Annotated in this window: 25 protein-coding genes and 2 pseudogenes; 7 read left to right on the forward strand and 20 right to left on the reverse strand. The window is 40.8% G+C overall.

Annotated features, from left to right (window positions below):
* Nucleotides 1-78: 78 nt before the first annotated feature.
* From CU635_RS01655 to CU635_RS01675, 6 genes are all read right to left on the reverse strand, one after another.
* Nucleotides 79-972 (reverse strand): diacylglycerol/lipid kinase family protein, encoded by an 894-nt coding sequence (locus CU635_RS01655; RefSeq protein WP_101575426.1) that lies wholly within the window; start codon nucleotides 970-972, stop codon nucleotides 79-81.
* A 197-nt stretch (nucleotides 973-1,169) separates the two neighbouring features.
* The gene (locus tag CU635_RS01660) at nucleotides 1,170-2,495 is read right to left on the reverse strand and encodes a hemolysin family protein (protein ID WP_101575427.1); all 1,326 of its coding nucleotides are present in this window, start codon (nucleotides 2,493-2,495) and stop codon (nucleotides 1,170-1,172) included.
* Nucleotides 2,496-2,756: 261 nt separating this feature from the next.
* On the reverse strand, nucleotides 2,757-3,041 hold the full coding sequence (locus tag CU635_RS01665) for a MerR family transcriptional regulator (protein WP_101575428.1): 285 nt from the start codon (nucleotides 3,039-3,041) through the stop codon (nucleotides 2,757-2,759).
* 237 nt (nucleotides 3,042-3,278) lie between these two features.
* A complete protein-coding gene (locus CU635_RS23070; RefSeq protein ID WP_308303488.1) occupies nucleotides 3,279-3,827 on the reverse strand; it encodes a tetratricopeptide repeat protein in 549 nt (182 codons plus the stop codon).
* A 105-nt stretch (nucleotides 3,828-3,932) separates the two neighbouring features.
* Nucleotides 3,933-4,046 carry a TlpA family protein disulfide reductase gene (locus CU635_RS24185; protein WP_125928851.1) on the reverse strand — a complete coding sequence of 38 codons (114 nt, stop codon included), beginning with the start codon at nucleotides 4,044-4,046 and terminating at the stop codon, nucleotides 3,933-3,935.
* 95 nt (nucleotides 4,047-4,141) lie between these two features.
* On the reverse strand, nucleotides 4,142-5,989 hold the full coding sequence (locus tag CU635_RS01675; protein WP_245917266.1) for an LTA synthase family protein: 1,848 nt from the start codon (nucleotides 5,987-5,989) through the stop codon (nucleotides 4,142-4,144).
* Between the two features lie 78 nt (nucleotides 5,990-6,067).
* Between CU635_RS01675 and CU635_RS23700 the strand changes: the two are divergent.
* Both CU635_RS23700 and CU635_RS01680 read left to right on the forward strand, forming a co-directional pair.
* A pseudogene (locus CU635_RS23700) lies at nucleotides 6,068-6,220 on the forward strand (mechanosensitive ion channel); the annotation flags it as partial.
* Nucleotides 6,221-6,331: 111 nt separating this feature from the next.
* Nucleotides 6,332-6,514, forward strand: a complete 183-nt coding sequence (locus CU635_RS01680; protein WP_101575429.1) for an H-type small acid-soluble spore protein — start codon at nucleotides 6,332-6,334, stop codon at nucleotides 6,512-6,514.
* Nucleotides 6,515-6,671: 157 nt separating this feature from the next.
* Here CU635_RS01680 and CU635_RS01685 read toward each other — a convergent pair whose 3' ends face one another.
* Entirely contained in the window at nucleotides 6,672-7,466 is a 795-nt protein-coding gene (locus CU635_RS01685) for an SDR family NAD(P)-dependent oxidoreductase (protein ID WP_101575430.1), read from the reverse strand.
* A gap of 238 nt (nucleotides 7,467-7,704) precedes the next feature.
* On the opposite strand from CU635_RS01685, the gene CU635_RS01690 reads away from it, so the two are divergent.
* Nucleotides 7,705-8,766 (forward strand): lactonase family protein, encoded by a 1,062-nt coding sequence (locus tag CU635_RS01690; RefSeq protein WP_101575431.1) that lies wholly within the window; start codon nucleotides 7,705-7,707, stop codon nucleotides 8,764-8,766.
* A gap of 428 nt (nucleotides 8,767-9,194) precedes the next feature.
* Here the strand turns inward: CU635_RS01690 and CU635_RS01695 are convergent, their stop codons facing one another.
* From CU635_RS01695 to CU635_RS01710, 4 genes are read right to left on the reverse strand one after another with little or no spacing between them, the layout of a single operon-like run.
* Complete coding sequence (locus tag CU635_RS01695) at nucleotides 9,195-10,229, reverse strand: NAD(P)/FAD-dependent oxidoreductase (RefSeq protein WP_101575432.1); 1,035 nt, start codon at nucleotides 10,227-10,229, stop codon at nucleotides 9,195-9,197.
* A 12-nt stretch (nucleotides 10,230-10,241) separates the two neighbouring features.
* Entirely contained in the window at nucleotides 10,242-11,060 is an 819-nt protein-coding gene (locus CU635_RS01700) for an ABC transporter ATP-binding protein (protein WP_101575433.1), read from the reverse strand.
* 14 nt (nucleotides 11,061-11,074) lie between these two features.
* A complete protein-coding gene (locus CU635_RS01705; protein ID WP_101575434.1) occupies nucleotides 11,075-12,097 on the reverse strand; it encodes a FecCD family ABC transporter permease in 1,023 nt (340 codons plus the stop codon).
* Nucleotides 12,097-13,074, reverse strand: coding sequence for a FecCD family ABC transporter permease (locus CU635_RS01710; RefSeq protein ID WP_101575507.1), 978 nt, complete (start codon nucleotides 13,072-13,074; stop codon nucleotides 12,097-12,099). Before CU635_RS01710 ends, CU635_RS01705 begins: the two co-directional genes overlap by 1 nt.
* Before the next feature lie 394 nt (nucleotides 13,075-13,468).
* On the opposite strand from CU635_RS01710, the gene CU635_RS01715 reads away from it, so the two are divergent.
* Nucleotides 13,469-14,434 (forward strand): ABC transporter substrate-binding protein, encoded by a 966-nt coding sequence (locus CU635_RS01715; protein WP_101575435.1) that lies wholly within the window; start codon nucleotides 13,469-13,471, stop codon nucleotides 14,432-14,434.
* Between the two features lie 437 nt (nucleotides 14,435-14,871).
* The gene (locus CU635_RS01720) at nucleotides 14,872-15,741 is read left to right on the forward strand and encodes a cation diffusion facilitator family transporter (protein WP_101575436.1); all 870 of its coding nucleotides are present in this window, start codon (nucleotides 14,872-14,874) and stop codon (nucleotides 15,739-15,741) included.
* Nucleotides 15,742-15,776: 35 nt separating this feature from the next.
* Here the strand turns inward: CU635_RS01720 and CU635_RS23165 are convergent, their stop codons facing one another.
* The 8 genes and pseudogenes from CU635_RS23165 to CU635_RS01760 form a co-directional block, all read right to left on the reverse strand.
* Complete coding sequence (locus CU635_RS23165) at nucleotides 15,777-16,112, reverse strand: hypothetical protein (RefSeq protein ID WP_180955746.1); 336 nt, start codon at nucleotides 16,110-16,112, stop codon at nucleotides 15,777-15,779.
* An 86-nt stretch (nucleotides 16,113-16,198) separates the two neighbouring features.
* Entirely contained in the window at nucleotides 16,199-16,528 is a 330-nt protein-coding gene (locus tag CU635_RS01730) for a hypothetical protein (protein WP_101575437.1), read from the reverse strand.
* A 321-nt stretch (nucleotides 16,529-16,849) separates the two neighbouring features.
* Nucleotides 16,850-17,263: pseudogene (gene fosB / locus CU635_RS01735) on the reverse strand (metallothiol transferase FosB); the annotation flags it as partial.
* A 651-nt stretch (nucleotides 17,264-17,914) separates the two neighbouring features.
* Complete coding sequence (locus CU635_RS01740; RefSeq protein WP_101575438.1) at nucleotides 17,915-18,547, reverse strand: methanogen output domain 1-containing protein; 633 nt, start codon at nucleotides 18,545-18,547, stop codon at nucleotides 17,915-17,917.
* A gap of 194 nt (nucleotides 18,548-18,741) precedes the next feature.
* Complete coding sequence (locus CU635_RS01745; RefSeq protein ID WP_101575439.1) at nucleotides 18,742-19,395, reverse strand: pentapeptide repeat-containing protein; 654 nt, start codon at nucleotides 19,393-19,395, stop codon at nucleotides 18,742-18,744.
* A gap of 129 nt (nucleotides 19,396-19,524) precedes the next feature.
* Nucleotides 19,525-20,160 (reverse strand): LysE family translocator, encoded by a 636-nt coding sequence (locus CU635_RS01750; protein WP_101575440.1) that lies wholly within the window; start codon nucleotides 20,158-20,160, stop codon nucleotides 19,525-19,527.
* 32 nt (nucleotides 20,161-20,192) lie between these two features.
* Nucleotides 20,193-20,621 carry a DMT family transporter gene (locus CU635_RS01755; RefSeq protein WP_101575441.1) on the reverse strand — a complete coding sequence of 143 codons (429 nt, stop codon included), beginning with the start codon at nucleotides 20,619-20,621 and terminating at the stop codon, nucleotides 20,193-20,195.
* A gap of 17 nt (nucleotides 20,622-20,638) precedes the next feature.
* A complete protein-coding gene (locus CU635_RS01760; RefSeq protein ID WP_101575442.1) occupies nucleotides 20,639-21,337 on the reverse strand; it encodes a Crp/Fnr family transcriptional regulator in 699 nt (232 codons plus the stop codon).
* A 315-nt stretch (nucleotides 21,338-21,652) separates the two neighbouring features.
* On the opposite strand from CU635_RS01760, the gene CU635_RS01765 reads away from it, so the two are divergent.
* Nucleotides 21,653-22,915, forward strand: coding sequence for a TolB family protein (locus CU635_RS01765; protein WP_101575443.1), 1,263 nt, complete (start codon nucleotides 21,653-21,655; stop codon nucleotides 22,913-22,915).
* A gap of 66 nt (nucleotides 22,916-22,981) precedes the next feature.
* Here the strand turns inward: CU635_RS01765 and CU635_RS01770 are convergent, their stop codons facing one another.
* Nucleotides 22,982-23,803 (reverse strand): STAS domain-containing protein, encoded by an 822-nt coding sequence (locus CU635_RS01770; protein WP_101575444.1) that lies wholly within the window; start codon nucleotides 23,801-23,803, stop codon nucleotides 22,982-22,984.
* A 649-nt stretch (nucleotides 23,804-24,452) separates the two neighbouring features.
* Between CU635_RS01770 and CU635_RS01780 the strand changes: the two genes are divergently transcribed.
* On the forward strand, nucleotides 24,453-25,022 hold the full coding sequence (locus CU635_RS01780; RefSeq protein WP_101575446.1) for a GNAT family N-acetyltransferase: 570 nt from the start codon (nucleotides 24,453-24,455) through the stop codon (nucleotides 25,020-25,022).
* The last annotated feature ends 8 nt before the right edge of the window (nucleotides 25,023-25,030 follow it).

A 25,030-nucleotide genomic window follows, 5' to 3' on the forward strand; every position in this document is an offset into this window, starting at 1 on the left:
AATGGCTTCAATTAAACAGCAAGGAAAATGACACTGCTTCTGTTCATAACTGAAAAATGTTGTCGGCATACTGGTTTTTTAAGCCGGCTTAATGAACCGAAAATAATGTTTTAAGACGGTCAGCTCACAAGGGGTTTGCAAATAAACCTCTCCATCCATATCGGCTTCCATTCTCTTTTCTGTTTCGATCTTTATTTTGCTTCCTCTTGAAAGCTGAAATTCTCTGCCTGTTTCTTCATTTATTTGAGTTAAATCCAGGGTAAAAAGTTCTTTTAATAATGTTAAACTCGCGTTCTTTACGATAATGATCTCGGCCAGGCCGTCATCAAAGCTGATATTGCAAAAAGGAAGCCGATTCGTTCCAATGAATTGGCCGTTGGCAACAAGGATCATGATTGCTTCACCAGCGCTAGTCTCTCCATCACAGGTTATTGTATAGCGAAAAGGTTCCATTTTATTAATTGTGCGGATTGCACTTAGATAATAGCTGATTTTTCCCAACCGTTCTTTTTCCGCTTCATTGATATTATTTGATGTTTTCGTGACTAGGCCGATACCCCAGAAATTAATCAAGTAATGATCATCAGCCTTGATGGCATCAAACGGCCGAGCGATACCAGTCAACAATGCCTCAGCCGCTGTTCGGATATTTTGGGGAATTTCCATCATTCGGCTTATATCATTACATGTTCCTCCAGGCAATACAGCAATTGCCGGTTTTTTTTGTAATTCGGCCAGTCCATTAATACATTCATGAACCGTTCCATCCCCGCCCAAAATAAACAGCACATCCTGCTCAGCCCCATAGTTTTTACATATTTCAGCAAGATGTCCTTGTTCTGATGATTTCATCACCGTAAGCTGCTCAATTTCTGCTGCTAATATAGGGAGGCAGGCTTCTAAATTTGATTGAACCCCTTGTTGCCCCGCATGCTCATTGTAAACAAGCATAGCTTTGTCTATCTTCCCCATGCCCGCACTCCCTTTTCAGTAAAATTGACTATATTGAATCAATGCCCATTTTAAGAAAAAAATAAACCATGTTTACATAAAGGCAGGATACTGGGTCGCTGCATGCGAATAAAATACGGGTCAATCTTTCTGCCAACGATCGTCTTTGCACAAAAAAAAGGACAGACCGAGATGGTCTGCCCGTTTCTGTTAAATTTTTACTTGTCAGCTGCTTCGCTGACTTCCAGTTTTATTGGCTGGGATTTTTTTACTTCAATATATAAGATGTGATGTCCGTCAAGCTCTTTAACGATAAAATCGTACCCTTCCGCCTGCATGACATCACCCTGCTCAACATCATACCTCTGTGTCAAAATCCAGCCGCCCAGCGTATCGATATCCTCTTCGGGTATAGAAATGCCAAGCAAGTCGTTAACATCGCCGATTAACACCTTGGCGTCAAAAATATAGTGCTGGTTATTGATTTTCCGCACTAGCGGAATTTCATCGGCATCGAATTCGTCACGAATTTCGCCGACAATTTCCTCCAGAATATCTTCAACCGTTATCAGTCCTGCTGTCCCACCGTATTCATCAAGAAGGACTGCCATATGGGTTCGTTCTTTTTGCATCTTCAGCAGCAAATCGTGAATTGGGATGTTTTCAATTACACGAATCACAGGTTTTATATATTTCTCAATCTCAAATTCACTTTTTACAAACAAGCTTGCCGTAAGGAGCTCTTTTATATTGATGATTCCGATGATGTTATCCTTGTCGCCGTCAATAACCGGATATCTTGTAAATTTTTCATCACGAATTGTCCCCAGAATTTCATCAATGGATGCATCCTTGTCAAGGCCAATAATTTCCGTTCTTGGAACCATGATTTCCTTGGCTATTCGATCATCGAATTCAAAAATTTTGTTCACATACTTGAATTCAGATTGATTGATTTCGCCTTTTTTGAAGCTTTCTGAAAGTATGAGGCGAAGCTCTTCTTCACTATGGGCAACTTCATGCTCGGAAGCAGGCTTTAAGCCAAATATCCCCACTAGCAGCCTGGCAGAACCATTGAGGACCCAGATGAAAGGATACATCACACGATAGAAAAGAATCAACGGTCTTGAAAAATAAAGAGTAACAGCCTCCGCTTTCTGAATAGCAACCGTTTTCGGGGCAAGTTCCCCAACTACAACATGCAAAAACGTTACGGAAGCGAATGCGATCGCAAACGATAAGATATGAGATAACGATTCATTTACAGCGTATTTTTCAAATAGGGGAAACAAAAGCCTTTCGACTGTCGGCTCGCCAAGCCATCCTAAACCTAAAGCGGTAATCGTAATGCCAAGCTGGCACGCTGATAAGTACTCATCCAGGGCCCCAATGACCCTTTTAGCAGCTATTGCATTTTTATTTCCTTCTATCACAAGCTGGTCAATTCTCGTTGTTCTAATTTTCACAATAGCAAATTCCGCAGCAACGAAAAATGCGGTTAAAGCTATCAGGATTGCGACTAGTATCAGGTTAACTGTTATCAAGCAAGTGCCTTACTCAAGTAATGAGTAAGACAAACACCTCCCTTTAGGTGAATAAATTATTTTTGATTTAAATGTCAGTTTTAAATCTAGTCTGGGAAAAAGGTAGATTCGCATCCTTCTAAACTCACATCAGTAATAAAAGCAGCGACTGTATTAATGACATGTTCTCAGACGTGAAATGCTTTTTAAAGAGAATGCGTTGATCAGGATCCAGATTTTCCAGAAGTGGAATAATTGTTTCCATATCCTGCTGGAGACGTTTTATCTGTTCTTGTAAAGATCTGATCCATGAATGTTCTGGATTACTTCCTTTTTCTTCGCAATTAAACGTTTTTTTATTTCTTCAAGTGTTAAGTTTTCACGTTTACACTGTTCAATGAACCGTAATTGTTCAAGATCATGATCATCATAATAGCGGTAGTTTGAACCTGAACGTTTCGGTCTTAAAATCCCAATATTCGTATAATAATCGATAGTTCGTTTGGTGACGTTGGCCAATCGGGCCAATTCACCTATACGATATCCTACAACCCCATGGTCAGCCACCCCCCTTTGTCAAAACCATCACGTGATGGTTGTAATCAAATGATATAAAATATAAACGATTCTGGCAAATCATATGTGTCCACGCCACAAAAATGTTTTTTTATCAAAGCTTCTTCATACAAAACTACCCTTTATTTTTTAAATTAATCACAACCATGAACGTTTTTTATGAATCCCGGCAAAAAATGCCTGAAGTGAAAGTCCACAACAGGCTGCCTTAACGATTTTTTTTGAAAATTAATCTGTTTTTTGTGTTCCCGGAATGATGCATCCATCTGGTCCGCAGACATCGTCTGATCTCATTTGTTCTTCAGCACGTTCTCTTTCAAGTTGCTTTTGCTGCCACTCGATATCTATTACAGGAGAGAATTTTTCTGGAAAGCGGATGTACCACCGCTGTTTGCGAATTAAGAAATTATCAGGATCAAGCTCAAGCGCATCATCAAGCTGCTTTAAGGCGTCATCATGTTTTCCGGCACCTGCATACGCCAGTCCGAGCTTAAATTTTGTTTGTGCAAGGCTTACTTCAAGTTCGCTCAGCTTTTTTCGGTGAACATGGTACGTGTCCTGTAGCTGAATCGATTCTTCTTGATTATCGATTAGTTTTTCAACGGCTAAAATATGCTCCTCGTTTGTTACATGAAATCCTTCTTTAATGAGGCGAATCGTGCCGTCATGGTCAATAAAAACTCCATTCGGGACAATCTTAAAGCCAAAAAGGTTCGATAACTTATTTTCGGTATCGACGACTGTTTGAAAAGAGGTATATTCTGTATACCGCCTCACGACCTCAGGTCCTTGAATATCAACAGCAACAGAAAGAATTTCAAAGCCGTTGTCGCGATGCTTTTCATGAAATCGCTGCCAGCCTGGCAGCTGCTCTCTGCATCGTCACCAAGAAGCCCACATAAAGATTAGCGTCTTTTTGCCTTGTAACTCCTTGAGTGCAAATGGGTTACCGCTCATATCTGTTAATGAAAGATCCGGTAATTTTTCAAGCAGCATTTCAACAAGCCTCCCTTTTTAGTACAAAGATACATGAATTCTCAGGCTTAAAGCAAATAATAAGTTTATGCCGGCAATGTTTTATGACCCTCGCACTATTTTTGATAAAAGCGAAGCAAGTCTCCATAAATGATTTGATCTGAATACTCGAGCTCCTGTTTTGCCTGTTCGATAATTGGTTCACAGCTTGCTTTTTCGATGACTATACCTGTATCCTTCTGATAGCAATTGCCTCCTGTAAAAATAAAATCGTTCGAGATAAAGCTTCCATCGCGGAGAACGGTAAATTGATCCCGCTGCTTCGAAAAAAGATCCGTACCAAACTGGATATCTTCTTTTGTTTCAATGCCCAGTAAATGCAACAACGTTGGACGCAAGTCCACTTGGCCGGAGATGGAAGAAATCGTACCGCCTTTAATACCAGGTATATGAATAAATAGAGGGACCCGCTGCAGTCTGATGTTCTCGTACGGGGTGATTTCCTTTCCCAAAAATTGTCCCATCGCCTCATGATGGTTCTCCGAAATCCCATAATGATCTCCATACAAAACAAGAATGGAGTCTTCGTATAAACCTTCCTTTTTTAAATCTTCTATAAAAAGCTTTATGGCTTCATCTGTATAACGTACAGTCGGAAAATAACGATTTAATGTCCCGCTCACAGAGTGGTATTCATCGATCAACCGATCCTCGGGCTTGAGCTCAAACGGAAAATGGTTCGTCAGTGTAATGAACTTTGTGTAAAAAGGACGGGGCATTTGCTTCATATGCTGAACCGACTGATAGAAAAAATCGATATCCTTCATTCCCCATCCAACCGAATTTTGCGCTGTGACTTGATAATCGAGCAGAGAATAAAAACGGTCATATTTTAAATTCCCGTACATCACATCGCGATTCCAAAAGCTTTTATTATTGGCATGCAATGTGGCCGTAAAATATCCTTTTTCCTTCAATTTTTCAGTCATCGAATAATAACGGTTATCAGCATGAGTAAAAAACACAGCTCCCCTGCTTAACGGATACAGTGAATTATCGAGCAGAAATTCAGAATCAGACGTTTTTCCCTGTCCAGTTTGATGATAAAACTCGTCAAAATAGAAGCTTTCCTCCTTAAAGTCATTTAAGAAAGGAGTGATTTCCTGTTCATTAACCTTCTGGCCAATAACAAAGCTTTGGGTCGATTCAAGCGAAACGACAATCAGGTTCTTTCCTTTGCCAATTCCGAACAAAGTTGCTGTGGGCTGTTTATAGCGGGCTTGAGTAAAATTTTCTATATCACTCAATTCATCCCCATCAGCCATTGCCCGCTGTGCTTTTGCTTTTGTATGGAGAAAAGCATCGTAAATATGGTAATGATATGTCCCAATATTTTTCACAAGAATTTCCCTGTCAAACGTCCGTGTCAATAATTCAGACCGCTGCGTTTCGGCCAGGCTTAAGTTTAAGAACGCAAGTGCTGCTGCTATATAATAGAAAGCTGTTTTTTGGGGCCGTGAATAACCTTCCAGTGAAAGGAGAACAGGCTTTCGAACAACAAGATATGCGAGGAAGACAGTGTCCAAGAAATAAAAAATATCAGTCAAGTTAACCAATTCCCTGATACTCGTTCCCAAATCGGCGAAATTGCTCCTCTGCATTAATAAAGGAATCGTGATGAAATCGAAAAACTCGCGGTAATACACCACGTTCGCATATAGAACGACCGATATGAAAGCATGGAAAATGAGCACAAAATAGTTTCGTTTCCTGCCAGTAAAAAACAGGCCAATTCCCGCGCCAATCATCAAAAAGCTTAGTGGGTTTAAAATTAAAATATATTCCTGCATTAGATTTTCGCCGCTCAATTCGAAGCTGTATTTATAGGCTAAATACGTCTTGCACCAGAGAAAGAAAACGGCTGCATGAATGATGTTAACTTTTATTTTTCGATCTGCGCTCACACAACCCCTCCTGATTCTTTCCCAGGTTAAACCATTGTTCAGTGTTCAGTACATGCTTGACAGCATCCTTCATGCTCCGAACTTACCATTCTTGCTTCCATTTCAAAGTATGCGTTTATCGCCATATCTGTATTCATGGCACTGGATCAGCTTGGTGCAGCCGCTTCGATCGTCAACCAGGCATTTATTCTCATTCTTCGCGGACTGGCCGTGTCATTCGGGCTGCCGTTTGCTCATAAATTCCGAGTTTTCCATCATAAACGGCAAATATCAATTTCAGTGATAAAGGCATAAAATTCATCCTTATTGAAAAAATAACAAATAATATGAGGAGGCGAACTAATGGATCTAAATCGGGTTAAACAAATTCTATCTTCTCCAGCTGATATTGAAGTGAAATATCATAATATTTCAGTCTGGATTGACGAGGTGAATGAGGACGGCCGAACAGCAACAGTTCATATGAGAGGGCCGCTCAAAGAGACCAACGTAGTTGAGATTGGAGAGTTAACTGAAGCAGAGTAGCTGTATTCGGAGATGGATAACAAACGCCTGAATTTGCAAAAACCACACTTGCGATTACGACATTGTATCTACACATTCCAGTTAACTTCCTAATCTAATCAAGAACCACCCATATCATTCAGGGTGGTTCTCTCGTTTCTATTCGTGGAACTCTGACTTACAAAATCGACCGAACGATACCCCCATCAACGCGCATGGCTGTTCCGGTTATCGCAGCTGCTTGTTCTGATGCTAAAAATACAACCAGATTTGCTACCTCTTTGCCGGAAACGAAGCGCTTTACCAATGAGCTTGGAAGGCTTTTTTCAAATAGATCCTTCTCAATTTCTTCAAATGTCTGTCCCAATTCGGCTGCCGCTGATTTAAAATGCTCCTCGACTTTTTCAGTGCGGGTGGGCCCGGGCAGAAATGTGTTAGCCGTTACACCGCTCCCTGCTGTGCTTTCGGCGACTCCCCTCGACAATCCCAATATCGCTGCCTTGGTTGCCCCGTAGTGAACCATTTCTCCCGAAAAAAACCCGCCTGTCGAGCTTCCGTTAAAAAGCACTCTCCCCCAGCCTCTCTCAACCATTCCTGCTGCATAATAGCGCGTAAGCCGGACAGCAGTCATCACATTTACTTGAAAATACTGCTCCCATTCCTCGTCATCGATTTCAAAAAAAGGCCTGGGTTCAAATATACCGATGTTATTAACGAGAATATCCGCTTCCGGCCAATATTCCATTAACCGGCTCGCTTCCGCACTCTTGCTCAAATCAGCCGCAAAACCCGTTACCTCTGCTTTCACGACTTCATCATGAAGCCGCGCGACAGCTTCCTCCACGCCTTTCGCGCTGCGCCCGTTAATAAGCACAGTTGCGCCAGCTTCAGCTAAACCTTTTGCAATCGCATATCCTATTCCTGTCGTTGATCCGCTGATAATTGCTTTTTTACCTGCTAAGTTAATATTCACGATTTTTACTCCTTCTTTTTTATGCATAAATTGTCTTGAAACTCAACTAAACCTTTGCATCTTCTTAAAATCTATATTTCCATATTCGCCAAAATTAATATCAATCCTGCAACCACCATCTGTACGGCTGTAAAAGTAAACCCACCAAACTTCGTTTCGCCAGACACCCGATTTTTAACCGTAATCATTTGCTCGTGATATAATGAAACCAATGCATTTAATTGAAGGAGGAGCTAAGATGACGAATCGCAGCAAGCTTATTGGCTATGTCGGAACGTATACAAAAGGTGACAGCAAGGGAATTTATACTTTTGCATTGGATACAGCCCAAGCCGAAATCAGCGGGGTAACTGCTGCCGCTGAGCTGGACAACCCTACATATTTAACGATCAGCAAGGATAATCAATTCCTTTATTCAGTTGTAAAAGAAGGAGAAGCGGGCGGAGTTGCTGCTTTTAAAGTGACTGGCGAAACTGGGAAATTACAACCAATCAACAGCCAGGTAAGCGCAGGATCACCTCCATGCCATCTTAGCGTTGACAGCGAACACCGCCTGGTCATGACTGCAAACTATCATAAAGGAACGCTCGAATCATTTTTGCTCAACAAAGAGAATGGAGCCGTTCAACCTGCCTCATCCATTATCCAATTTGAAGGCACTGGTCCTAACAAAGAGCGCCAGGAAAAGCCGCATACGCATTACGCCGACTTTACACCTGACGGGAAGTATATCGCTGTAGTCGATTTAGGCATTGATAAAGTCCTTACTTATAAAGAAAACAACGGGGTACTGACTGAAGTAAACAGTTTATCGGTCAAAGCGGGAAGCGGGCCAAGACATCTTGTGTTCCATCCAAACCAAAAATATGCATACATTATGACAGAGCTCAGTTCCGAAGTAATTGTTGTTCAATACAATGAACAGGACGGCAGCTTTACTGAACTGCAATATATTGCAACAATTCCGAACGACTTTACCGAGAACAATCAGGGAAGCGCTATTCATATCTCCTCTGATGGCCGCTTCGTATACGCCGCTAACCGGGGGCACAACAGCATCGCCGTTTTCAGCGTCAATGCAGATACGGGTGAACTCACGTTTGTCGAGCATACCTCAACGGAGGGAGACTGGCCGCGCGATTTTGTGTTAGATCCAACAGAAAAATTCCTTGTCGCTTCCAATCAAAATACAAGCAATCTCGTGTTATTTGTCCGGGACGAAGCGTCGGGTAAGCTGAAGCTCCTGCAAGCGGATGTCACCGTTCCCGACCCGGTTTGTGTAAAATTTTTAAATATATAAACAGCAAAGCTGCCGAAACTGGCAGCTTTTTTAATGGGTTGTTTGTTAGTTCTGCTGTTGCAAGGGTATACATTTAATATAGTCGAAACGGAAGAGGAGGAAGAAACGATGGTAAACCACACTAAACGTGTAATCGCTTCTTACGAATCAGAGCTCGAAGCGATCCAGGCAGTCGAAAAGTTGAAAGCGGATGGTTACAGAGCAGAAGATAGACGGTAAGATTGTAAAAAGAACCCGGATCAGGGTTCTTGTACTTTCAAACTGAGTCGAACGATGTTTCTAAATGAATATTAAATCCTTTTTACACTTCAGAGCCGAATACACCTCTATCTTTTCGCAGGGGTGTTCATAGTCTCACTTTCCTTATACTTTGTTAAAAAACCTAAACGCAAAACACCAATCAAAAAATTCGGTGTTTTGCGGGTTATTTAAGCCTTTGCAAGTTTTTTATGTTTTCGGAGCAGTTCATCATGGTGGTGGGTGGAGTAAAGAGCAATAAGGTCTTGTTCCGGTTCGAGGTATGCTTTAGCGCTATTAACAGCTGTCGGTCCTTCCGCGAATCCGCCGGCTATTAATTTTAGCTTATGAGTATAGTTCACAACGTCTCCGGCGGCAAAAATCCCATCGATACTTGTTTTCATATTTCGATCAACTTTAATCGTGCCGTTCTCAATCTCCAGGCCCCAATTCTTGATGGGACCAAGATCGATATCAAAGCCATGGTTCACAAGAAGTTCATCCACGATGATTTCTTCTGTTGCACTTGTTCCCAGCCTGGACACCGTTACGCTCGAAAGTTGTCCGGCCTCTCCAGTCAAGGCTGTTACAGTGTATGGAGTCATTATTGAAATAGAAGAGTTTCTCATCGCTGTTATGTTGCATTCAAGGCCGCCGAACTCATCGCGTCGATGAACGACGGTCACTTTCCTGGCAACTGGTTCCAGTGCGTTCGCCCAATCAACAGCGGAGTTGCCTCCACCCGATATTAAAACATGTTTATCCCTAAAATAATCGATCTTATCTACTGAATAATGAAGGCTTTTACCCTCATAGTCATTTGCATTTTCAACGTCGAGTTTGACAGTTTTCAAAGTCCCGAAACCAGTTGCCAAAATGATCGTGCGGGTATAATGTTTCTCACCGGACTGGCTTGTTAAAACGAACGTTCCATCTTCTTGCTTTGTTAATTCAGTTACCTGCTGATTTAAGATAATTGTCGGATCGAAGGTTTTCGCCTGCTGTTCAAGCTGCTTGATGAAATTTTCACCAGAAATTTGGGGAATACCCCCAATATCGTGAATCATCTTCTCTGGATAAAAATACGACACTTTTCCTCCCAGATGGGGCAGAAATTCGATGATTTTCGTGTTCATTTCACGCATTCCACAGTAATAAGCCGCAAACAAACCAACCGGCCCACCGCCAATGATCGTTACATCATACAATTGATGCCATTGTACCATTGTTTTTTCCTCCTAGAAACTGGCTGCTTCTTTTGATAATCGTGGATTATCCAATAAATCATATGAAAGACAGACAGGTTTTTGCGTTCGCGGATCTTGAACGACCTCTGCATCAATGTGGAATACATCTTTTAAAACTTCTGAAGTCATGATCTCTACAGCAGCCCCTTCCTTAATCACCCTCCCACCGTTCAAAGCGACCATATGGTGGGCAAAACGAGCCGCATGGTTTAAGTCATGGATCACCATCACAATTGTGCGATTCTGTTCTTTATTCAACAGCTCAAGAAGCTTTAGCACCTCAAGCTGATGGGCCATATCAAGATATGTTGTCGGCTCATCTAGCAGTAAGAGATCTGTTTCCTGGGCAATCGCCATCGCAATCCAGGCCCGTTGGCGCTGACCGCCTGAAAGTGTATCAACCGCTTGATGGCTCAATGGCAATAATCCTGTTACCCCCAAAGCCCATTCAATCACTTGGCGGTCTTTATCAGCTAACCGCCCAAATCCGCTTTGATGGGGTGAGCGCCCATAAGAAATGAGTTCATAGACCGTTAATCCAGTCGGAGCTTCGGGTGATTGAGGCAAAATCGCCATCTTCTTCGCAATCTCTTTCGTCGGCATTTTGTGAATCATCTTGCCATCCAAGTAAACAACACCCGCTTTCGCCTCGTGAATTCGGGCCAGTGTTTTTAAAATTGTTGATTTCCCACACCCGTTCGGACCAATAATCGTCGTGATTTCTCCTGGCGGAATACGCAAATTCAAATCCTTTACGATCACCTTTTCACTATAGCCAATTTCCAGATTCTCAGTTGAAAGTGAAACCACGATCATCTCTCCTTTTACTTTATTTTCATTAATAGGTAGATAAAATAAGGGGCACTTAAGATAGAAACGACAACACCAACGGGAATTTCTGAAGGGGCAAGAATATTTTTCCCTATTGTATCAGCCAGCAACAAAAGTAAAGCGCCGAGCAAACTAGTGATCGGGATGAGCAGCTGATGCTTCGGTCCAACCATTCGCCGGGCAATATGGGGAGCTACCAAGCCGAGAAAGGCGATTCCCCCACCGGCCGCCACAATTAAACCTGCGAGTGCAACCGCAACAACCAATAATATTCTCCGTTCGTGTTCTACTTTTGTTCCAAGCCCAATCGCCAGCTGGTCTCCTAAATTCAAAATATTTAACGCATGTGATTTATAAACCGCATAAATGATTAGCAGAAGAATCCACGGCGCCAGCGCCCATACAAATTTCCAATTTGCTCCCCAAATATCACCTGATAACCAGACAGCGGCCTGCATAAAATCCTGCGGATTCATTTTCAGCTGAAAAATGATAATTGCTGCGCCAAACCCGGCATTAACACCAATTCCGACCAGAATTAACCGCACCGGATCAAGCCCCTTTTTCCATGCCAAAACGTAAATAATCAATGCAGCTCCTAAAGCACCAAACAAAGCGAATAACGGCATGATAAACACGCCGGAAGTGCTTAAGTTTGCCATTGAGCCTTGAAAAAAGAAGATAAACAGGATGACTGCAAATCCCGCTCCTGTATTAATCCCCAATATACCGGGGTCAGCTAATTCATTTTTTGATACGCCTTGTAAAATCGCTCCCGAAACAGCGAGTCCTGCACCAATTAACAGGGCAAGAACCATTCCGGGCAGGCGAAAATCGACCAATATTAGTCGGTCCCGCTCCGTCCCCATTCCGAGGAGAGTTTTTATTACATCCAGCGGAGCAATGCGGACTACCCCCATGTTCAAGCTGATAAAAAAGAGAACGACAATGAGGATAGACAGAAAAATCGAAGTAAATAAAAATTTTCTTCTGCCTGTTTTTTTCAGTGTATCCATCACAATCCCCTCCTTTCCCCGCGAGCAAGGTAAAGGAAAAAAGGAACCCCAATTGCCGCTGTGATCGCGCCAACCGGCGTTTCAAATGGAGCATTGACCATCCGCGCTGTTACATCCGAGAGGACTAACAAAAGGCCGCCCAGCACAGCGGAGGACGGAATGATCCAACGGTAATCAGAACCAACCAAAAAGCGCGTGATGTGCGGAATAACCAATCCGATAAACCCGACCGCTCCAGCCACCGATACCGCTGCGCCTGTTAAAAGGAGAATAACAATGATGCCGAGTGCTTTAACGAGCAAGGTATTTTGCCCGAGCCCTTTTGAAACCTCTTCTCCAAGGCTAAGTATCGTAATCGAACGGGAGATTAGCATCGCAAGCAGTAGCCCGGCTCCACCGGCTATCAACAGGATGTATACTGAAGTCCAATTGGTTGAGGCTAACCCTCCTGCGTACCAAAAGCTGATGTTTTTGGCCACTTGAGTGTGGAGACCAATTGCAGTTGAAATCGACCTCAGCAACGCACCTACTGCAACTCCCGCGAGCGCCAGTTTAACGGGCGTTAGCCCACCCTTTGAAAAAGTACCAATCATAAAAACAAGCAGGACCGCGAATCCTGCACCAATAAAAGCTGAAAAGGATTGGCTAACAATCGTGGCTGACGGAAGAAAAGCGAGCGTAACAACAAGCGCAAACGCTGCTCCATCCGTAACACCCATAATCGAAGGGGAAGCGAGCGGATTGCGCGTTAACCCTTGCATAACAGCCCCGGATACGGCAAAAAATGCTCCTACCAATGCTGCGGCGATTGCCCGCGGCAACCTTATTTCCTGAATAATCTGGTGGGATGTCAATTCAGAATTAAAGGCAAAAACAGCTGCAGAAACAGTAGACAGATTTATATCTGCTGCCCCGTAAACAACCGAAAGGACAATCGCAAAAACGATTGCGATAGAACCGCCGACAAGCACGAACATCCCGCTGATTACACGCGACTGTACTTTTTTCGACTCAGCTTGTAAAAAAGAACGTTTGCTCCGCTTCAACCGTCTTACATTCCCTTCCTTCTCCCACTATCAGCTTCACCAGTCTCTCTGACCATTGCTAATCCTTTAGAAGTTAATCTGTTATTCTATATCAAAAAGTAACCCAATTTTAAGTTAAGAATGATAATTATTATCAATACTATTAGTATAACAGGGCTTAAAAATTATTCAATCATGAATACATTAATGTTGCACCGCTGACAGATTTGTTCACTTTTTCTTCAAAAATAAATCTTTAATAGCAGCGGAATATTGACAGTCTACTTGAAAGTGATTATCATTTTCATATAAATCTCTTTTGAATAATAGACCTGGGAGGAAAAAAATGTTTTCGATTAAGAAAAGAATTTTACTTGTCTTTAGTTTAGTATTATTAATATCACTAGGAGCTGCTTGCAGCAGCGAAGACAATTCAAATACATCTGAATCAGGTGAGGGAAAAACAGCAGAAAACAACGGTGAACGTACGTTGGAGGATGCGACTGGCGAGGTTACTATCCCTGCCGATCCCGAACGCATTATTGCTCCTTATTTAGAGGATTCTTTGTTAGCCCTTGGTATTACACCCGCAGCTCAATGGTCGATTGGAGATACTGTCCTCGATTATTTGCAGCCTCAACTAAAAGGAGTCCCGAAAGTCAGTTACGATCTTCCATTAGAACAAGCTATCAGCCATGATCCTGATCTCATCGTGTTCAGCTCCCCATCCGCGATTCAAAATGGGCAGCGTGAAGAGTATCTGAAAATCGCTCCGACCTTTGTACTTAAAGAGGAAGTGAACGCAGATTGGCGCCAACAGCTCCTACAAATGGGTAAGATTGTTGATAAAGAAGATGATGCTGAGAAAACACTTGCTCAATATGACGAAAAAGCCGCCGAAGCCAAAGCGAAAATAAAAGATGCAATTGGGGATGAAACAGCGGCGATTATTTGGGTAATGGGTGAGCAATTCTATTTATTTGAAAATAACCGCTACAGCGCCACTGTTTTGTATAATGATTTAGGTATTCAACAGCCATCTTTTGTCGAGAGTCTCCCTGAAGCAGGAGTACAGTGGGATCCAATTTCACTTGAAAAACTAGCCGAGTTGGACGCAGATCATATTTTCCTTGTGAGCAAAGAAAACGAACCAGGATTGGAAATTTTAGCGAACAGCTCTATATGGCAGGGCCTCCCTGCAGTCACCCAAAACCATGTTTATGAAATGAATGATCCAAGCCATTGGACAATTAACGGCCTGATTGCCCATGAAATGACGATGGATGAAGTGGTAAAGGCTCTTACAAAATAAATTACCTATAGGAAAAGGGGGTTGCTTTTGGCAATTCCCCTTTTTTGATGGTCATCGAAATGAAATAAGCATATCCTGCTCGCTGATATTCGGACTAGGTACTTGGTATTTTGGTATAGGGAGAGCCAAAAATGCTTCTTTGGTTTTGATTTGAAATTATATTTTACCTATACAACTAAAATTCGCAATGTCTTTAGCATCGGTCGGGCCGTCCGGAACTTTGCGGACACCAAGTGTGAGTGATAAGTAATTATTTGAGGAACGTCATAGAAGTACAAAAATTTTCCGTCCACCTCGTGGACTAACGCCTATTTTTTCGCTGAGCGAAACTTTTTTTGACTTCCGTTACTTTTATAGCGAAGATTAAAAACGTTGCTGTAGACCCACTTGCGAAACATTTGGTAAGATAGGCAAGGACTATAAATGGAGGACTAGCCATGGATCAAGACAAATACACTGCTTTAAAAATGGGAGAACGTGGAGCGATGATCAGTATTATCGCTTATCTCTGCCTTTCTGCCTTGAAATTATTTATTGGATATACCTCTGACTCCAGAGCCTTAGTGGCAGACGGATTGAATAATTCAACTGATATTATTGCATCGGTCGCCGTTTTAATAGGATTGAGACTATCGCAAAGGCCTGCCGATGAAGATCATCCCTATGGCCATTGGAAATCGGAAACGGTTGCGTCTTTACTTGCTTCTTTTATTATGATGGCTGTAGGTATACAAGTTCTATATAGTGCAGGTACAACCGTTTTTTCCGGAGATCACCAGGCCCCTGCACCGATTTCTGCGTGGACAGGCTTTCTGAGTGCTGTCGTTATGTATATGGTTTATCGCTATAATAGAAATTTAGCAATAAAAATAAACAGCCAGTCTGTAATGGCTGCCTCAAAGGACAATCTTTCTGATGCCTGGGTCAGTATTGGAACGGCTATTGGAATTGTCGGTTCACAATTCGGCCTTGCCTGGCTGGACCCTTTGACTGCTGTTATTGTCGGTTTATTGATTTGCAAAACCGCTTGGGTTATTTTCCGCGAAGCTTCCCATCATTTAACCGATGGCTTTGACGAGCAGAAAATTGACGACTATAAAGAAACAGTGCAAACGATTTATGGTGTCAAGGGAATTAAAACAATCAAAGCCCGGAATTACGGGAATAACATAGTCGTCGATATCATTATTTTTGTAAATTCGAATTTGGATATCCGCAATGCCCATGATATATCGACAAATGTCGAAGAAGCATTAATAAAAGAGCACGATGTTTACGATGTCCATGTCCATATTGAACCAAATTAACTCGTTATGTATTTGGAGAAGATCGTTGTACAGTTTTATCTTCTCCAAACATTCCGATTGAACAGTTGTACTTTTGATTCTGGATCTTTCTGTATTTCTCGATACTTATCCGTGATTTCCACTAAATTACTCACCGCCGATTCAAACTCTCGCTGCGACAATTGTTTGTTTGCCAGGGCCTGACAGAGAATGGCTATAGCAATTGGCATCGTATCAACATTCACATTCACATTTACATCGACATCTGAGTTACCGCTATCGCCAATGGAAGACTGGGTAATTTGAGACTCATTAACAGACTCATTTTGTTCATCGGGATGGGATTCCTGTTCCCGAACCCGAAATGGATAATTGATCCCTCGTGGTTTCATAAAAATCCTCATTTCAAATCCCAGTTAATTTAAGAATAGGGGTATAAGAATATACCCCTGGTTCGTTAAAGATCATTTTATTATTGTTAGTCTTGCTCCTGGTCGTTGTCTTGCTCTTGATCTGCTTCTTGATCAGCATCAGCATCGGCACGAGTGCGAGCTCTTGCTCTCGATTCAGAATCAACATCGACATCAATGTGAACTTTGGCGTTTCCACTGTCGACAACCTTCGCTTCCGCCCTGTTGTAGTTCCTATTTTTCAGCTTGTTATCTGTTTCCACCTCGGAATCCACTTCAGAGTCGCTTCTGGAATCATTCTCGTTATCAATATCAACATCAGACTCGCTATCGGACCTTGACCAGCTCCTGCTTCGATTGTCTCCGCCACCGTTATTTCGGAACCATGGTTTATTCATCTGTTTTACACCCCTTTCTCTTTGCTTAATCCTATACTATTCAGCTAACCTAAAACTAATTGGACAAAAACCTTAGTGCAAATGTGGAATTTTCCGCTTCCGTTGATTGTTTTCGGGGGAGAATCATTATGGACGAAGATTCCCTATCCTTACACAGGCTGTAACAGGATTTTGCACGGTGGATTTTTCATTCAATAATACGAGTACACCATTAAAAGGTTAGGCTTCAATTTATCTTATTTTTCTCAGTATCTTTCTGTGAAAAAAAGAAGCATCATTATTGACTGATGCTTCAGGATGATTGCTCAAAATTCGTAAAATATAAAAATTCATGTTGGATTTAGTTTGTTTATAATAATTAAGACTGTCTTGTAGTGTACCCGAATGGAATTCAAATCTATGGCCATCCGGATCTGTAAAGTAGATCGATTGTTTGTCCCGGTCATCCCTTTTACGGCCGGGTAGAATATTTACGTTTAAGCTTTTTAAGTGTTCATACAATTTTTCAAAATCGTCTTCGTCGAGTGAAAAAGCAATATGGGTGTAATCATTTGTTTCACTTCTATCTATATCCTTTTCCAGGTTTAAGGCAAGCCACATCCCCAAGAAGTCAAAATAGGCTGTACTCTTCCCCTAAACTAAAAGTTTGGCTCCAAACACATTTTGATAAAACTCAATAGACTTATCTAAATCCGACACAGAAAACAAGAAATGATTTAACCCTTTGATACGCAAAAAACATCCTCCGCCCACTTTTTTGTATTTGGTATTGCCACTAACTTCCCATCCCCTTAATAGCTCCAGCATACTCAGGGGTATTACATAACACTTTACAACCCACTCTGTTCAGATAAAAGGGAAAATGTGCTCACTAGATAGCCAGTTCCAATGATTTTTGTATCCCACTACGTTCAGATAAAATGATTGACCGGGTTTTGAAATTCCCATTCTATTATCTTTTTATATCCCACTACGTTCAGATAAAACACTCAATTTTAACACGAGAAGAACCCCGATATATCTAGGGCTAGACACAATTTCTTGATATACATCGTTTTCAAGTTCTGCTGTAAATTGGTAGTTGTTGTTTCGATTTAAAAAGGAAGCTCAATTCTCTTATTAAAAAGTAATGGAAGTATCTCTCACTACCATTTTATCTCAATAAACACTTTGATTATGGTAAAAAGATGAAAATTTTGTGAAAAACTTAACATAATTTGTCGAATAAAAGAGAATAACTCCTTTATCTTGATTGTTCCCACAACATTTTATGCCTGCTTTTTCAATTCCCGGGGAAATAATGCAGATGACGACATTTCGATGATCCTTGATCCCGATTAAGCAAAGGTACAATTCATTGGGAGATTGTCGTAATGGTTCAATTTTCTAGATTTCCTGTTTGACTTGCTGCCGTAGGTCTTCCAATTCATTCAAAAGTTTCATGACGAGCTCGTCGCTTTGCTTTAGCTGTTCGTTTAAAAGGAGAATCGTATCCTCTTCCCATTTAAAAGGGTCGCCATTATCCGGTGTGCGGGAAATGTTTTCATACACGTCACCTTCCTCACTCTTATCCGGACGGAAGTAGACCGCTACTTCACATCCTTCATCCCCGACGGCGATCCTTTTTCTTAAGCTTACTTTTCCATATCCGAATTTACGGGAAGCAATGCCTCCAAATACGCTTGATGTCATATTGCATAAATGAGGAGCATCCTTAACAACCTCCCCAAAAGGACACTCTTTTGCTTTCACAACCACATGATCTTCATGAACAGCTGAAATATAAAAGTGGCCTCCAATCGAATTTTTCAGATCTACGATCACTTCCGCATACTCATCAATTGTCCAGGCCGCATCTTTATCACCATAAAAACTCTCAATCCATTCCCCTGTCCGCAGCCCAATTTGCCGCACATATTCATCGGCCGTCTTCCCAACTGTCTTCTGGTGGATATGTGCATATTGGGTGATGAGTTTTGAAAGGAACACTGTTCCCGTAAGCGCCGACTTGGAATTCATGTTATACCTCCCTCGTTTTAAAGTAAAATAGGTTATATGCCAACTTCAGTATAAGTGATAAAAGAATAGATTAACAGGATGATAGGACCTAGACTAGATAGAAAATGATCCTCCTGTTAAGAATTGGAATGAGGATCTTTCTTATGAATCCATATGCATATAAACACTTTTTTCGTGCTTGGGAATAGATTGGGTTATTCTTTTACAATTAGGCCGAGAGCTTTTGAGAAACCAATCGCTTGTTCTGATGATACGATACAGCCAGCTAATTTATCAAAGGATACAACTAAGCTTTCGAATGAGCAGCTGCTTAAATCAATATCTGCTAATTCCGTCCCCGCCAAATTAGCTTGATTAAGATTACATTTATTAAACTCGACGTTTTTTAGCTTTGTCTCATAAAAATCAGCATTCGTTAGTAAGCAGTTTTGGAATTTAACTTGCTTGCTATTTGAAAAACTAAATGCGGCATAGGTTGCTAAACAATTTTCAAACAGAACATTACGCATGGTCGACGCTGAAAAATTGCCGCCGATCATTTTACATTCCTTCAATTCAACTTTATGTAAAATCGCATCGCTAAAATCCACATTAGACAAGTCACATTTTTCAAAAATAACATCCGTGAATTCAACGTTTCTAAAAGTGGTGTTTTCAAAGGAGACATTGTTGAAAACGACTTGTTCAAAGATGACTTTATCGGACGTTTCTGCATATATTTTACAATCAGTAACTTTGGCCATACTAAAATACCGCTCTTCCTGTTCCAGTTCATCATTTATCAATAGCGGTGTAATTGCTAGTGGAATTTTCGGAGATTGTACAGTTGCTTTCTTTTTTTGGTTCATCTCGACGAGTCCCTTCAATAACTTTATTCTTTATCAATTATACTGGTCCGAATCATTTATCGCTTACTTGAGCCATTCCAAAATTTCGATTCGATTGCCAAAAGGATCGTGAAAAACATTCTAACTGCATTAGTTTCCAGTCTTGGACATGGCAAGGCGAATTCCCAGCAAGATAAGGATGCCACCAGACACTCGTTGGACCCAAATGGACATTGCCGATAACCGATTTCGTATATGGTTATGGCTTAGGAAAGTTACCAATAGTGAGTACCAGATCATCTCTATAGCCACTGCGGAACAACCATATAACAACTGTGTATAGACCGAAGTTTGCGGATCAACCACCTGAGTGAATAATGACAGATAAAACAAAGTTGCTTTTGGATTTAACAGGCTGGTTAGCAAGCCAACCCGATAAAATTGCCAACGATTGGGTTGATTAACTTCGATGTCGCGGTCGTCAAGCAAAGCTGTCTGATGTTTTTTTGTAAAAAGCGATTTCAACCCCATATAAATTAAGTAACCGGCCCCAAGCCATTTCAGGATGTTAAATAATAATATCGATTGTGAAATGAGTACGCCGATTCCAATCAAACAATAGGCAATATGGATCATGCTCCCGGAACACATCCCAAAGACTGTAGAAATACCATGTTTCTTTGACGATAAGCTCGTCTTAATAGTAATCGCCCATTGCGGACCAGGAGACAGCACGATTAAGAGGCCGGCACCTAAAACCGTTAACCACGTTTGCAGATCTGGCATATAATCCTCTCCTTCAAATTTAAATGAAACGTTTATTTCAGTTTGAATACGAAAATTCCCAGGATCATGATCGCGATCCCAACCAGCTTATTGGCCGTAAACGGCACTTTATCAATACCAAAGAAACCGAAGGAATCGATCAGTAACGCAATAATTAATTGTGAAACGAGCAACAGCGACACCGAGTAGGCAGGCCCAAGCAGCGTTATTCCTTTCATGACACTGAAAACGACGACGGCTCCGAATGCTCCTCCCAATAAATACACTTTATTAACGTCGTTGATTCTTTGAATAGTCCCATCCTTTATGATTAAAAATACGGCCAAAGACACGAGGAATCCCAGGCCATGAACGATTGTGTTTGTCTGCCACAACCCTAGTTTCTCACTCACTCTCGTATTGAAGACCGATTGCAAACTAATAAAGATGCCAGCCAGTACTGAATAAAATAAACCGAGCATATGTAATCTTCCTTTCCTTATTCATAAAGATTTCCCTTTGATAAAATCATTAATTGATTGACGTCTTTTATCAAAATCGCTCCTCGTTTTCTTTCAATGATCCCTTTTGAAACAAGCTGATTAATCACTCGATTCAAGTGTCGATAACTGGTTCCGAGCAGCTCCGCAAATTCAGTTAATTTCGATGTTTTCAATTCTTCTATATGGGCATAGTTATTTTCATCAACCATGGTAGAGACTAGATAGCTGGCAAATTTGTTTTCGACGGGATATAAAAGATTCAAACTTGTCGTATTCGAAAGCGTATATAATTTATGGCTTAAATTTTTAATGATGAAATTTAAAAATTTCGGTTCATTTTCAGCAAATTCGTGGAGTTTTACAAAACTTATTCGAATCATTATCGAATCATTCAAAGATTCAACGGTGTTCCTCACTTCATACCCGGTCATTAATTCGACATCGCCAATAATCCCGAGCGGGTTGATAAACCTCAGTAATAACGATTTTCCATTCGGCAAAATCGTATAAACCTTTAATTTGCCATCTACAAGCAAAGACAAATGGGTTAACGTATCGCCACCCGAACAGACAATTTCCCCCTTTTCAAATGAAAATAGTTTCATATCCGCAATCAGCTTTTCGGTAAAAATCTCTTGGAGGTTTTGGCTTTTAAAATACGACTTTAATAACCATTCATCAGCAATTTCTTTCATCAAATCCCTCTCTCTGTTCCGGGAATACGATATTGTTTACTATTAAATACAATTGCGCATTAAACCAAAAGGACATATGTCCCAGTTAAAGCTAAAATTCCATGTAACTCAATTTTAGACCAATCACTGGAAATGATAAATAAGGAGAGTGAGCTGGGGAAAAGTCCTTCATCCAGGTGGTGAAGCACCAAATTAGGTCACTCGTACGCAGCCTCAAATTAACGTTTGCACATACCGACACCTTTTTATTTTCATAATTCATTTCCCGATAGTAGAAAATAACATCATGAGTTTATAAATCGGGGGTGCGAGAATGTGAAAAAATTAATATTGCTGATTGTAGCGACTGTAATTCTTTTTTTACCTGAATTTGCCCAAGCAGAAGTTGTGAACGACGACGTGAAAGTGGCTTTTTTCAGGGACGGGCATTTATGGACAAAGATAAACGGCAAAGAGGAACAAGTTACAGAGGAACCTGCCCAATTTCCGTACCCGCCACAGTGGTCTCATGACGGGAAGTGGATCATGTATCAAAAAGATGTGATCGCCACGATAAATGATTGCAAAAAAGTTCAGTCGGAAATATGGGTTTACAGCGTAGCAGAGAAAAAACATCAGAAAATTTTCTATGATGGATTTGGCCCGAAATGGTCACCAAAGGAAAATATTATTGCGTTCCAGAGCAGGGGTGTCCTGAATATTTCAGACTTAGACAAATTCTATAATATCGCTTTGGGAGTCGATGATTTTAATTGGTTTCCAGATGGAAAAGGATTTATTGCATCATCTGGCGCTTCGCTTCGCCCTGATGGCTGGACCAATCCGATTCTTTATAAAATTTCGTTAAAGGAAGACTTTAAGAACCTCACCAGTCTTATGGAAAACGCTAAACGGTTTTACACGATTCCTAAAGAGCTTTCCAAAGACAGCGCAAGTGTTATGTCAATTAACGCCACTACCTTTGAATTTTCTCCCGATCATAAGTGGATTTCGTTTATTGTCTCACCGACAGGATCGATGTCGATGGATAGTAATATGCTATGTGTAATCAATACAGATGGAAAAGATTTTGCAGTCATCGATGAAATGATCCTCAATTTAGATAATCCAAAATGGGCTGACCAAAAAAATATGTTAGGATATATAGCCGGCGGAGGGAGGATTGTCGATGGTTTTAAAAACAAAGATATGAAGGTCACCGAAATCCCTTCAAATCAATCATTGAACCTCACTCCTGCCAGTCAGGCTGAATTGGGATTTACATGGGTTAATGACAACTCTCTTATTGTCTCAAGAGTGCCAGAGAGTGAGTGGTCAAACGATCCCAAGGAGCGGCCGAAACCTTCTTTGTACTTGATAAATATTATCGGACAAGAACAAACGAAAATCACCAATCCCCCAGCGGATCTCGGTGATTATCTGCCAAACTATGTACCCGCATTAAAAAAAGTTGCATGGCTAAGAAAAACAGAAGCAAATGAGAGCAGTAATTTATGGATAGCCGATCGCGATGGCAAGAATGCACAAGTCTGGATCAAAGATATTAGCATTAGTGGCTATGCGGTGTACCCCTATTGATAAAAACGGCAAGGGATTTCCGTCCCTTGCTGTTTTTATAATCGAATGTATTGAATAAAAAGACCTTTAATTTAACTTGATACTTTCAATCGCCTGCATCACGTTTGAATAGGTCGTGAACGACGAAAAATCAATTCCGCCATGAACGACTTTTGTCGCTAATTCAGGGCGTATCCCAGTGATAATTACATTGATCCCAAGCAAGCGAAGAACATCATAAATGTGAAAGATATGGCCTGCAACTTCGGCATCAATTGTCACAATTCCAGAAAAATCAATGATCAGGCATTCCACTCTTAGCTGGGGGATTTTCGGGACAACCTTATTTATAAGGTGCTCAGCTCTTTCGAAATCAACTGCACCAATCAATGGCAGGACAGCAACCCCCTCTTGAATTGGAACAATCGGCGCCGATAATTCGTTGATCTGGCCCTGTCTGTTTTTTATAATATTATCAGTGAGGCGTTCAAAGGCGATAATCGTTTCCGTGATGCTGACATCAAGCATCAAGTTCAGGCGTTTGTTAACAAAGATCACATCTTCGGCAGAGAGTCCAAAAGATAAGATGATTTTATTGATACGTTCACTGAACACCAATCTTGTATCGGGATAGCGCCGAATAATACTCGAAATTCTGCCCATTAAAGCTGCTTCGCGCTCCCCGTTTCTTTTGCTCCACTCAATAAGCCCTTCAGGCATTTTAATATCCGTTGAAGTTAAAGCTTCTCCCAAAATTCCAATAAACTCTTTATAAACGACAATTGCCTGTTTAATTTCTTCTGCAGGAATTGTAAATTCAAATTTATCGAGAATTTCATCCAAGATTTCAGTAGCCAATGAGTCCGCAGTATCGGTAAGATATTTAGCAACAGTTGAAATCGAATTCATTTCCCTGACACGTCCTTGTCTTTTAAACGTTTTATTGTTCCATGATGCAAATAAAAATCGCTTATTAATTAAGTGAAACTTGTTTTACTGAAAAGCGTATATCCAACATATATATATTAAAAATAACACAAAAAACCGCATTACAAAATGGGCAGTTTAAGTGAGTTGACTGTAGCAGCTACTATATTAATTATATAAAACAAAAACAAGCTCTGACATGAATAGCTTGTTTTTTTGTAAAGATCATTTATTCAATTTACGATTTTTTTCTCAAATTCCGAATAAGCCTCAACCCAAAAATTCCAACCAGTAATAAAAATAAAAAGATAATGATCGGATAAATAATATTCATAACCAATGCTTTCACCCCAAGATCATTTTCGTTTCCATCAATAGAAATCCATCCATCTTGTGAACATTTAAAAATGTTTCGTTGTAAATAATTTTCATACAATCTTATACTTCTAAAATAACATCGATAGTTTCTAAATGCTACGCCTTCAGTTCATTGTACATAATTATGAAGATTTTTTTCAGAAATACATATTCGCCCTTTACATGTCATTGTAATGGCATTTAGACTCTAATAAATGACCCGCAAAAAAACATTTCATATATAAGGAAACTATTAATGATAGAGGTGAATTTTATGCAGATTGAAGATATTTACGGAGAATTGCCTATTCTGGAGACAGATCGTCTTGTCCTAAGAAAATTGAGCTTGGAAGATTTAGAAGATATCTATTCATATGGATCGAATCAAGAAGTTTCGAAGTATGTAACATGGGATACTCATCTGTCTTCCGCTGATACTAAACAATTTCTGGACTTTGTATTACAACAATATGAAAACAAGAAAATTGCTCCATGGGGAATACAATATAAAGAAAACGGGAGATTGATTGGAACAATTGATTTTGTGTGGTGGAAACCTGCCCACAAAAGCGCAGAAATTGGTTATGTCCTGGCGCCGCAGTACTGGGGTAAAAGCATTGCGACTGAAGCGGCAAAAACTATTATTAAATTTGGATTTACTAACATGGATTTAGTGCGGATTCAAGCACAATGCTTTGTTGACAACAAAGCCTCAGCAAGGGTCATGGAAAAGGCGGGAATGTCGTTTGAAGGCGTTTTGAGGAAATCGATGTTAGTAAAAGGCAGCCATCAGGATATAATGATGTATTCAGTTTTAAAAGAAGAGTTTTCAGCCTGGCTTTGATGGTAGTA

The organism is Bacillus canaveralius (assembly GCF_002860125.1).
Classification (GTDB): domain Bacteria; phylum Bacillota; class Bacilli; order Bacillales; family Cytobacillaceae; genus Bacillus_BJ; species Bacillus_BJ canaveralius.